Below are 10,740 nucleotides of genomic sequence, written 5' to 3'. Positions count from 1 at the left end.
GGCGGGGCCGGTCGGGGCCAGCGGTGCGCGCGGGGCGGCCGGTGCTGCGCCGGCGGCGGCGCTGCGCATGCCTGCCTTGGGATCGAGGACGAACTGGACTTCAATCGGCGTGTTCCAGAATTCGCGGGCCAGATCGCTGATCCGCCCCGAAAACTGGCTCTTGACCCAGTCCAGCTTGAAGCGGTTCGGCGCGGCGATGGACAGCGTGTTCGCCGACGCATCGAAGGCCACCGGGGCCAAGGGTTTGATCCACGTCACGTACTGCTGGGGCGTCAGCTCGCGCTCCAGCAGTGCGGAACAGTGTTGCCAGAAATCGTTCATCAAGTAACTGTCGTTTTTTGCGTGCACAGCGCGGCTCGCCGGCGCCCTTGTCGCGGTTGCGCAACAAGGCCCGAAGCGGTCGTGCGAGCGTGCCTCGGACGCCTGCGTCACAGTGTGGGAGGGGCAGGCGCGAGCCGAAGCGGCGTGCGGGATTCTTGGAGATAAGGCGAGATTCTACCGCCAAACGCGGCCACAGAGCGAGTTATCCACAGGCCGGTCGTGTGGGGCGCGGGGCCGGATCGCTCGGGGCGTGCACAGGCGAGCGACTCCTAAAGTATTGACCGTCAACGGAAAAACGGTTTAAATAGCGGGTTCCGCGAAAACCAATCCTGTATTCCCGGCGATTGCGTTCGCCCGAATGCCTCCGGTTAAGGGCACGCGGTCCCCTGAATTTCGACATTCTCGAACAAGTGAGAACATCATGAAACGTACTTACCAACCGTCCGTGACGCGCCGCAAGCGCACCCATGGCTTCCGTGTCCGCATGAAGACGGCAGGTGGCCGCAAGGTCATCAACGCTCGCCGCGCGAAGGGCCGCAAGCGCCTCGCCATCTAAGGCAGGTTGCGCGCTGTGTCCGCCGTCCGCAGTCCTGCGGAAGGTGCCGTCGAGCCGGGTGCGAATCCGTCGCAGACGAAAGCCGCCTTCCCGAAAGCTGCGCGACTTCTGAAAACGGATGAATTTTCATCCGTTTTTCGTTTGCGTCCCTGGCGGCGCTCCGCGCACTTCGTGATTTACGGCAAGCCGACCGGTCAGCCCGCGCGTCTGGGGCTCGTCGTCGGCAAGAAGTATGCGCCGCGAGCGGTGACGCGTAACCTCGTGAAGCGGCTGGCGCGCGATCAGTTTCGCCTGCGCCGGGCCGAATTCGCCGGTTACGACCTGCTGCTGCGGCAGCACACGCGCTTCGACAAGAAAGCGCTGCCGAGCGCGGCTTCCGCCCCGCTCGCGGCGATGTGTGCGGCCGAGATTCGCGAACTGCTCGACAGGGCAGTCCGGGAGATCGCCCGCCGTGCGTCGAAGCCCGCGTCCGAGTGACGCATCCGTGCCTGGTGCGGCGTTCGCGCCTGCCCGGCCGGTTTTGACGCGGCGCCGAACGGCGCCGCCCAAGGTATGGAAACGGTATTGATCGCCTTGCTGCGCTTCTACAAGGTTGCCGTGAGCCCGATGCTCGGCAACCGTTGCCGTTTTTATCCTTCCTGTTCGGATTACGCGCGCGAGGCAATCCAGTATCATGGCGCCGCGCGCGGCACGTATCTCGCCGTCAGGCGCGTGTGCCGATGCCATCCGTTTTCCGCGGGCGGCATCGACCTCGTCCCGCCGCCCAACTCCGACACTCGCGCTCGCGGCGAAGCCGACGCGCGGTCCCATCGACTCTGAGACAACGCATGGATATCAAACGCACCGTCCTATGGGTGATCTTCTTCATGTCAGCTGTCATGCTGTACGACAACTGGCAGCGGGACCATGGACGCCCGTCGATGTTCTTCCCGAGTGCCACGCAGACGGCCCCCGCGGCCGCTGCCGGCGGTGCATCGGGCACGGGCGCGACGACGACGACCGCAGGTGAAGTGCCTGCCGCCGCAGCCGGCGCCGCACCGTCGACGACGGCACCGGCCGCCCAGGCGCAGCTCGTGAAGTTCTCGACCGACGTGTACGACGGCGAAATCGACACGCGCGGCGGCACGCTCGCGAAGCTGACGCTGAAGAAGCAGGGCGACGGCAAGCAGCCCGACCTGTACATCACGCTGTTCGACCACACGGCCGGCCACACGTATCTCGCACGCTCGGGCCTGCTCGGCGGCGATTTCCCGAACCACAACGACGTCTACACGCAGCTGAATCCGGGCTCGACGTCGCTGACGGGTGACCAGAACGCACTGAAGCTGTCGTTCGAATCGCCGGTGAAGGGTGGCGTGAAGGTCGTGAAGACCTACACGTTCACGCGCGGCAGCTACGTGATCGGCGTCGACACCAAGATCGACAACGTCGGCACGGCACCGGTCACGCCGACGGTCTACATGGAACTGGTGCGCGACAACACGGCCGTCGAAACGCCGATGTTCTCGCATACGTTCCTCGGGCCGGCGGTCTACACGGACGCGAAGCACTTCCAGAAGATCAACTTCAGCGACCTCGACAAGAACAAGGCCGACTACGTGACCTCCGCCGACAACGGCTGGGTTGCGATGGTGCAGCACTACTTCGCGTCGGCCTGGATTCCGCAGCAGGGTGTGAAGCGCGACATCTACGCTGAAAAGATCGATCCGACGCTGTACCGCGTCGGCGTGAAGCAGCCGGTCGCCGCGATCGCGCCGGGCCAGTCGGCCGACGTGCAGGCACGCCTGTTCGCCGGTCCGGAAGAAGAGCGCATGCTCGAAGGCATCGCGCCGGGCCTGGAACTCGTAAAGGACTACGGCTGGGTGACGATCATCGCGAAGCCGCTGTTCTGGCTGCTCGAGAAGATCCACGGCTACATCGGCAACTGGGGCTGGTCGATCGTGCTGCTGACGATCCTGATCAAGGCCGTGTTCTTCCCGCTGTCGGCGGCGAGCTACAAGTCGATGGCCCGCATGAAGGAAATCACGCCGCGCATGCAGGCGCTGCGCGAACGCTTCAAGAGCGATCCGCAGAAGATGAACGCCGCGCTGATGGAGCTGTACAAGACCGAGAAGGTCAATCCGTTCGGCGGCTGCCTGCCGGTCGTGATCCAGATCCCGGTGTTCATCTCGCTGTACTGGGTGCTGCTCGCGTCGGTCGAAATGCGCGGTGCGCCGTGGGTGCTGTGGATTCACGACCTGTCGCAGCGCGATCCGTTCTTCATCCTGCCGGTGCTGATGGCTGTCTCGATGTACGTGCAGACGAGCCTGAACCCGACGCCGCCGGATCCGGTCCAGGCAAAGATGATGAAGTTCATGCCGATCGCGTTCTCGGTGATGTTCTTCTTCTTCCCGGCCGGCCTCGTGCTGTACTACGTCGTGAACAACGTGCTGTCGATCGCACAGCAGTACTACATCACGCGCAAGCTCGGCGGGGCCAAGAAGAAACCGGCCTGACGCCCGTTGCACACGCGGGGCGGCGCGTTCGCCCCGCGATGCACGAAAAAAAGCCGCATGGTTCGCCCATGCGGCTTTTTGCTTTTTGCGGATCCGGTAGCGCGGCGGGTTCAGCCCTTCTTCGCTTCGCCCGAGTCGCCATAGAACTGCTCGACGAGTTCCTGCACGAGGTAGCGATGATGCGGCGACAACGCTTCGATCTTCGACGCGAGTTCGATCGTCTCGGGCGTCGGCGGATAGCGCTCGTCGCGCGGCAGCGGTTGCGGCGTCGGGTGTTCGATCACGCTCGGCGACGGGCCGTAATGCAGCCAGTGGACTTCGACGCGCAGCCATTCGGCGAGCGTGACGAGTTTGTCCGACGTCGGGATCGTGCGGCCCGTCAGCCATTTGTGCGCGGTTTGCGGCGAAACGGGCTGTGCTCCGCGGTGACGCAGATTGAATCGGTTCGCCAGCTCAGTCGCACCGGTGACCTTCTCCGGGCTGCGCCGCAGGGCGAATTTCAGGCGTTCCGAGAACGCGGCTTTTTCTTCGGATGTCGGCATGGGGGAGATTGTGCAATTCCACGGTCGTGTCCCAGACAACCATTTAAGCTAAACGTATCTCATTCGGATGAATCCCGGTCTTGATCGAGGTGGGTGGCGGAATTGAGGGTCACAGTGTTGGGCCGCTCCAGCAGGCATACTCGTCCGAACCGGTGGCTGTGACATTGTGCCGGGCTGATACTTGGCTTATCCCCGGTGAGATAAATTCGAGCGTGTCCGAAGCCTGCACGGCGGCCGGTGACGGGTGTGCCGGCACGCTACAATGCCGGCGTTCCGATGCCCGAAGTGTTGCGCGGGCGCACCATATTCACTGATCACCCGATTCATCCCATTCATCCGATTCCCATGCTCGCTACCGATTCCGATCCGATCGTCGCCATTGCCACTGCTGCCGGCCGGGGTGGCATCGGGGTCGTCCGTGTGTCGTTCGGGCGCGGCGGCGAAGCGGCCGCGTTGCCGCTGATCGACGCGTTGTGCGGGCAGAAGCTCGCCCCGCGCCACGCGAGCTACGTGCCGTTCCTCGACGAGCACGGCGCGCCGCTCGACCGCGGGATCGCGCTGTATTTCCCGGCGCCGCATTCGTACACCGGCGAGCACGTGCTCGAGCTGCAGGGGCACGGCGGCCCGATCGTGATGCAGCTGCTGCTGCAGCGCTGCCTCGATGCGGGGCGCGGTTTGGGGCTGCGGCTCGCGGAGCCGGGCGAATTCACGCGGCGTGCGTTCCTGAACGACAAGCTCGATCTCGCGCAGGCCGAGGCCGTCGCCGACCTGATCGAGGCGAGCACTGAAGCCGCCGCGCGTTCGGCCGGGCGTTCGCTCGACGGTGCGTTCTCGCGGCAGATCCATGCGCTCGTCGATGACGTGATCACGCTGCGGATGCTGGTCGAGGCGACGCTCGATTTTCCCGAGGAAGAGATCGATTTCCTGGAGGCGGCCGACGCGCGCGGCAAGCTCGCGAAGATTCGCGCGCAGCTCGCGCACGTGCTGGGTGATGCGCGGCAGGGGGCGCTGCTGCGCGAAGGGCTGTCGGTCGTGCTGGCGGGGCAGCCGAACGTCGGCAAGTCGTCGTTGCTGAATGCGCTGGCCGGCGCGGAGCTGGCGATCGTCACGCCAATCGCGGGCACGACGCGCGACAAGGTCGCGCAGACGATCCAGGTCGAAGGGATTCCGCTGCACATCATCGATACGGCCGGGTTGCGCGAGACGGAGGACGAGGTCGAGCGGATCGGTATCGCGCGCACGTGGAGCGAGATCGAGCAGGCGGATGTCGTGCTGCATCTGCTGGATTCGCGCACCGGGATGACGGCGGATGACGAGACGATCGCGGCGCGGTTCCCGGGCGGCGTGCCGGTGGTGCGCGTGCTGAACAAGACGGATCTGACTGGTGTGGCGGCGTGTGTGGAGCATCCGGCGGCGGAGGGCGATCTGACCGAGGTGCATCTGTCCGCGAAGCACGGCGACGGGATCGACATGCTGCGTGCGGAACTGCTGCGGATTGCAGGGTGGCAGGCGGGGGCCGAGGGCGTTTATCTTGCGCGCGAGCGGCATCTGATCGCGCTGCGGGCCGCGCAGGAGCATCTGGCGCAGGCGGCGGATCATGCGGAGCAGCGCGCGCAGTCGCTCGATCTGTTTGCCGAGGAACTGCGACTCGCGCAGGAACAGCTCAATGCGATTACCGGGGAATTCACTTCGGATGACCTGCTGGGGGTGATTTTCAGCAGGTTTTGTATCGGGAAATAGAAGCGAAAAGGATTGCAGGCCGGGAATGGCACAGCCATCTCCCGGCAATAGAACGTGCCTGCATCCGCGAGATGACTGCCAGTCAGATCGACACTGTGGCTTTACAGATGTGGGCGGGCCGCTAGCATCCGATCGACCAACGATGGTGGCAGCGATATATATACAGAATCGTCTCCGCCATCACCTCTTGAAAAGGACACGTAGGCCTCGCTATAACTATTCCAGGAAATTTCGGGAATCGGTGTGCTGAATGTATGCTGGGCCATTAACCTCCCGGTTTGTGCGCTATATACGCGACCAACATATCGCGAATCTCCACCCGGAACCCAAGCTAATAGGCACAGGTCTGCAAGGTACATCCCATCTGGAGATGTTGACGTTCTGCACTCCTCCCCTCGAGGCGTTCGATCAAAGGCAAAGATGCCAATCAGTGCCATGGTGAGCACTGTGTAAGTAAATCTCAAAGAAATCTTCATGATTTATTATTGAATTTGATTATAGTGAAATTTCTATGGGAGGGGAGATTGGGATGAATTTTTTGTCAGAATAGATGATAAAGTCGCCACCTCTGCCGTGTATCTCAGACCATTTTCTAAAATCGATATTTTCTACCGGATAGTAGACATTCCCCTTGATGAATGAATCGCCTCTCGCGACGGCGTATTTGACATATGGGATGTGCTCGGAGTTCGAAAATGCGGCGATTGCACTATATGGAACAATGATGACGCCGTCGCTACTCCAATGCCCTAAGTATTGGGATCGTTCACCAGATTTGTCGGTGAATGTATAGTTGTCTTTCACGTACACCCATACTCCGGTCACTTCAGCTGTCGTTCTGCGTGAATCCACGTTCCACGAGAAACGCGCACTTCCGAGCGCTGCATAGATATTGAAGGATCCGAGCGCTCCGGATAGGTCGTCAGGCACGCCGTTGTTGCGAAGTTGCGCATCTAGTTGAGTTTCAATTTTCTGCCCAAATGTGCTGTCTACTTTTGAGTATTGAAATTGGAACCTTCGGTGCAAATCGCGAATATCGTTGTCGCATATGTCGTCGGTATAGAGTCTCGCTGCGCAGTCTTTGTGTGGGATCAGTAGTTTATAAAGCTCGGTTCTGGATTTTGGTGAGCGAATCATTTCATTAATGAGGTGGTCGAATTGCCGCTTCGCTCGAGGAAAGCGCAGAATCCAATCCAATTTGACGGTGGACATGTCGTACATGTCGGGTGGATATGGTGATCCATCTTGATTAATTTCTGATGACTCATCCGAAGAGGTTCGTGAGTAATTCAATTTTCCAGAGAACCATCGCTCCATAAGTTTGGCAGATGTGGGGAGATATATCTTTCGCATTGCTGCGGGAATCTCTTGAATATCGAACGCTGGTACGGAATCGCCATTTTTTAGTTTCACGATGGCGGGTTTGGGAGCGGGAGAGGCATTTAGCCAAGTTTGAAAGCGCGCCAACGCCTTGCCGGCTCTTTCCAAGTCATCAACCATTTTGTCAAGCGTGTCTCGCTTGGGTGTGGCAGAGGAGTGTTTGGGTTCAGTTGCGATCGATTTTGGTTGCACCGGAAGCGGTGGCGCAGGTTTATCCATGGATAACGAGAAGTTTGGAACAATCTTGCATCCATCCGCGCCGTCATGGAGTTTCCACTTCCAAAGTATTTTATTTATCGTGAAATAGGGAATTTTTTCATTGTTCGATGGCATTTCTATTTTCGGATCCGATCATGTTGGGCGGTATGCGCGATGCCTGTTACGCTAGCGTGATCACGCCGGCAAGATCAATCGGACTAGTTCGAAATGGTTGTTAACGTGACTGGGGTTAGGTCTAAATATTCTTGGGGCTTTCTTGGCCGTCCGGGCGCATGGGGATCGTGAGACCGTCGATAGGTACGCTAATTTTCAAAGGAGTTGCGATTTTTCATTTTTCTTGGCAAGGTGGCGGGCCGAGCGTTAGCTGTTATTGTGCCGGCGTCAACGGTGGTCGGCGGAGCGGGTACTCCAAAGGTAGAGCATCCCGTTGCGGTCGATGATAGGTGAGTCGTGGGAAATATCTATTACTTGGTCCGGAGTAACTCATTTCGCAAGTGCGGCAGCATCATCATCGGGGTGGTGATTTCATTATTCGTTCAGATTGCCACTATGTAACGTTGCAGGAACCCATCAGGCTTCGATTCGCATGAATATGAACATTAATGTGTCGGGCATGTGGTTAATGCTGGGTCTACTGACGATAATATTGCCCGTTATCGTGCTTGCTTCGATGGTGCGGTTGCTGAACGCTTTATTATCTGGCTCAAGGGGTTGGGCTAATGTTATTGGAAATGAGATCTGGATTTTCGTTCGGCGCGCATTCGGTTCGGCTGTGGTCGTCACTGTCCTCGGGTTTGGCTGGAGCTGCTGGAAAGATGTACAGCTGCGTGCGAATTGCGATTCACGCACGCAAAAAATCGAGCGTTCCCCATACGGAGGCTATTGGGCACGATACTGCTATCTTGAAGATACGATTGTTTTGAGGCTTTACGACAGGGAGGGCGAGCGCCTCGTCGCCGAGCGCACGTATCGGGACGGGGCTCGCATACCCGTTGAGCTTCATTGGGCCAAGGAGGCATTGATGTACCCCAAGGGCTGGAGTTCGGCGAAACATTTGGCGAAATCAGTTTGCCGCCGACTTTCCTTGACCGGATGATGGCGCAGCTTCCTTAGCAGGTAACGTTGGGCGCCTATGCGTCGCACACAGGTCGCACTCAAGGGATGGGCCGCCGATTAGGCGACGGTCGATGCAAATGGCATCGACAGCGTGCTAGATGAATGTAGCTGCTGGCATGCCGAGCTGACCACGTTGGCCCGATGGCAATGCGGTCCGGATCATCGGCTCTGCATGGGCTCGCATGCCGATCGCCCCATCCGGACCCTCGCCCACATCAATCCCAATGACGATGATGGTGGTAATACCCGTCGCCATAATACCCGCCACCATCCGGCACCACGATACAGCCGCTCAACAGCACGGCGACGCCGGCAATCAGCAAAAGGGTCTTCTTCATCGCGTTCACCTGCGTGGGTTCAATATGAAACCCAGCATAGCGAGCGCCCGCAATAGCGGCTGTAAGCGATCGTTTCCCTGCTCCGCAATCCGTAACGGCGGATTATTCCGGTCACAATGACCGTAACAAATAGCCAAACAACAGACGTATCAGGCGGTGACGACCCTGTTTCGCCCCGTATCCTTCGCACGATACAACGCGGCATCGGCGGCTTCGATCAGCGCATCGGGTGTCGACAGATCGTCGGCCGACACGGTCGCACAGCCGACGCTCACGCTCACGCGTCCGGCGGGTGCGGTCGGCATCGCGAGATCGAGCCGCAGCACCGCTTCGCGCGCTTCCTCGGCGACCACCCGCGCACCGCGCGCGCCCGTATTCGGCAGCACGATCGCGAACTCCTCGCCGCCGTAGCGCGCGACGATGTCCGCTGGCCGCCGCACCGCGCCGGCCAGCGCATTCGCGACCGCGATCAGGCATGCGTCGCCCTTCACGTGGCCGAACGCGTCGTTGTACGCCTTGAAGTGGTCGACGTCGACCATCAGCAGCGACAGCGGTTCGCCTTGCCGTCGCGCCTGCAGGAACAGCGTGTGGAAATGATCGTTGAAGTGCATGCGGTTGAATGCGCCCGTCAGGCCGTCGCGGGCGGACGAACGGATCAATGTGGCGTGCGCCTCGAACAGCCGCTGGTACAGCATCGTCACTTCCCATGCGAGCACGCACACGAGCACACCGGGCGTGAACATGCTGAACACGCGCGCGAGGTACCAGCCGACCGTGAAGCGATGGGTGCTCATCAGGTTCAGCGTCGTGTCGGTGAGGCACGCGAGCACCGCGATCGCGAGCCACAGGTCGAGCGTCGTACGCAGCCGGCCGGTGGCCAGCACGGCCACGAGCGCCAGCGCGTTGAGCAGCCACACGATCAGCGCGACGGCGTTGACGGGCAGCACGGCCGCGTCGCCCGGCGGATGAAACGCGGGCGGTAGCGACACATTCAGCGCAAACAGGCACAGCAGCCCGGCGACGACCGCCGGCCCGCCGATCAGCACGACCGTCCACCAGCGTGTCTGCTGCGCGCCGATCGGGGCGCGCGCCAGCCGCTCGCGTGCGAGCAGCGCGACCATCACGAAACCGGGGAAGCCGGCATGCCAGAAGATCCACATCCACGCGGCGCTTTGCGGTTGCGCACCGAACAGCCCGTGCGGCGCGAACACGCCGGGAAAGGTGAGCAGCTGCAAGGCGACGGCGAGTGCGGTGAACGCGTAGGCACCGCCGAGCGCACCGAGCACCGGCTGGCGCGTCACGGTGAACTGCGCGCCGAGAAAGAACGCCGCGATACTTGCGGTGGTGAACACGGTGAGTGCGCACATCGGCATGAACGGCTCGACGGCCGGCAACTCGACGTTCGCGTGCGGTGCGGCGATCCCGAGCGCGAGCACGATGACGAGCGCCGTCAGTGCGCCGAACCAGAGCTGACGGCGTGTCGTGTGCTGGATCAGGATGCCTTCCATGGAGTTCCCCGGGCACGTAGGCGGAAACACCCGGTCTTGCGCCGGGCGACAGGCAACCGGCCGCTGCGCGACCGGTGCGGCCTGATCCTATCGCGTTATGGGTGCGCGCTCAAACCCCGAGGCCGGGGCCGAAGTTGCCGGCGACCCACTGGGTGACGGCGTTGACGTCCGCGTAGTCCTGTTCGGGCAGGCCGTCGAGCATCGACAGCACTTCGTTGCTGGCGCCGGCGTCGCGCGCGGCATCGACGATCGCATCCTTGTTGGCCGGGTAGCGGACGGCCGCCAGCACGTCGGCGATCTGCAGGTCGATCGTTTCGCTGGGAATATCGTGCGGAGGTTGGGCGGGCTGGTCGTTCACGGCGGCGTCTCGCGGTGTGAGCGGATCAAGTGGGAATCGGATCGTGGCGAAATTCGGGGGCTTAACAGGGCGCGTCACGCGTTCACATGCCAGGGCGGCCGGGGCGCGCCTCTCGGATGAACGGCGATCGACTCAATGCCCGCGTCGCACGCGGCGCCACGGATGCT

The 10,740-nt window shown here is 61.3% G+C and carries 12 protein-coding genes; 6 read left to right on the top strand and 6 right to left on the bottom strand.

Features of this window, described 5'->3' with window-relative positions; translation table 11 throughout:
• The coding region (locus G3N96_RS25295) for a DnaA N-terminal domain-containing protein (RefSeq protein WP_277399458.1) at window positions 1-321 on the bottom strand (321 nt) is incomplete at its 3' end.
• 421 nt (window positions 322-742) lie between these two features.
• Here G3N96_RS25295 and rpmH point away from each other — a divergent pair.
• The 4 genes from rpmH to yidC all read left to right on the top strand — a co-directional run bounded on the left by rpmH (window position 743) and on the right by yidC (window position 3,372).
• On the top strand, window positions 743-877 hold the full coding sequence (rpmH, locus tag G3N96_RS25290) for a 50S ribosomal protein L34 (protein WP_004198824.1): 135 nt from the start codon (window positions 743-745) through the stop codon (window positions 875-877).
• Window positions 878-892: 15 nt separating this feature from the next.
• Window positions 893-1,354 (top strand): ribonuclease P protein component, encoded by a 462-nt coding sequence (gene rnpA, locus G3N96_RS25285; RefSeq protein WP_039364627.1) that lies wholly within the window; start codon window positions 893-895, stop codon window positions 1,352-1,354.
• A gap of 75 nt (window positions 1,355-1,429) precedes the next feature.
• On the top strand, window positions 1,430-1,696 hold the full coding sequence (yidD, locus tag G3N96_RS25280) for a membrane protein insertion efficiency factor YidD (protein WP_006750110.1): 267 nt from the start codon (window positions 1,430-1,432) through the stop codon (window positions 1,694-1,696).
• 8 nt (window positions 1,697-1,704) lie between these two features.
• Window positions 1,705-3,372 (top strand): membrane protein insertase YidC, encoded by a 1,668-nt coding sequence (yidC, locus tag G3N96_RS25275; RefSeq protein ID WP_089473773.1) that lies wholly within the window; start codon window positions 1,705-1,707, stop codon window positions 3,370-3,372.
• 110 nt (window positions 3,373-3,482) lie between these two features.
• Here the strand turns inward: yidC and G3N96_RS25270 are convergent, their stop codons facing one another.
• Window positions 3,483-3,914: a transcriptional regulator gene (locus tag G3N96_RS25270; protein WP_089426622.1), complete on the bottom strand. Its 432-nt coding sequence runs from the start codon at window positions 3,912-3,914 to the stop codon at window positions 3,483-3,485.
• 345 nt (window positions 3,915-4,259) lie between these two features.
• On the opposite strand from G3N96_RS25270, the gene mnmE reads away from it, so the two are divergent.
• A complete protein-coding gene (gene mnmE / locus G3N96_RS25265) occupies window positions 4,260-5,654 on the top strand; it encodes a tRNA uridine-5-carboxymethylaminomethyl(34) synthesis GTPase MnmE (protein ID WP_206138877.1) in 1,395 nt (464 codons plus the stop codon).
• A 495-nt stretch (window positions 5,655-6,149) separates the two neighbouring features.
• Here mnmE and G3N96_RS25260 read toward each other — a convergent pair whose 3' ends face one another.
• Window positions 6,150-7,367 (bottom strand): DUF6402 family protein, encoded by a 1,218-nt coding sequence (locus tag G3N96_RS25260; protein ID WP_206138876.1) that lies wholly within the window; start codon window positions 7,365-7,367, stop codon window positions 6,150-6,152.
• Between the two features lie 472 nt (window positions 7,368-7,839).
• On the opposite strand from G3N96_RS25260, the gene G3N96_RS25255 reads away from it, so the two are divergent.
• Complete coding sequence (locus G3N96_RS25255) at window positions 7,840-8,349, top strand: hypothetical protein (protein WP_206138875.1); 510 nt, start codon at window positions 7,840-7,842, stop codon at window positions 8,347-8,349.
• Between the two features lie 235 nt (window positions 8,350-8,584).
• On the opposite strand, the gene G3N96_RS39745 is transcribed toward G3N96_RS25255, so the two are convergent.
• From G3N96_RS39745 to G3N96_RS25245, 3 genes are all read right to left on the bottom strand, one after another.
• On the bottom strand, window positions 8,585-8,707 hold the full coding sequence (locus tag G3N96_RS39745; protein ID WP_256976788.1) for a hypothetical protein: 123 nt from the start codon (window positions 8,705-8,707) through the stop codon (window positions 8,585-8,587).
• Between the two features lie 149 nt (window positions 8,708-8,856).
• Window positions 8,857-10,215 (bottom strand): sensor domain-containing diguanylate cyclase, encoded by a 1,359-nt coding sequence (locus G3N96_RS25250; RefSeq protein ID WP_206138874.1) that lies wholly within the window; start codon window positions 10,213-10,215, stop codon window positions 8,857-8,859.
• Between the two features lie 109 nt (window positions 10,216-10,324).
• A complete protein-coding gene (locus G3N96_RS25245; protein ID WP_046544145.1) occupies window positions 10,325-10,573 on the bottom strand; it encodes a DUF2795 domain-containing protein in 249 nt (82 codons plus the stop codon).
• Window positions 10,574-10,740: the final 167 nt, after the last annotated feature.

The organism is Burkholderia sp. Se-20373 (assembly GCF_017104705.1).
GTDB lineage: Bacteria > Pseudomonadota > Gammaproteobacteria > Burkholderiales > Burkholderiaceae > Burkholderia.
Note: the sequence above shows the minus strand (reverse complement) of the source record. Positions and strands in the feature narration are given on the sequence as shown.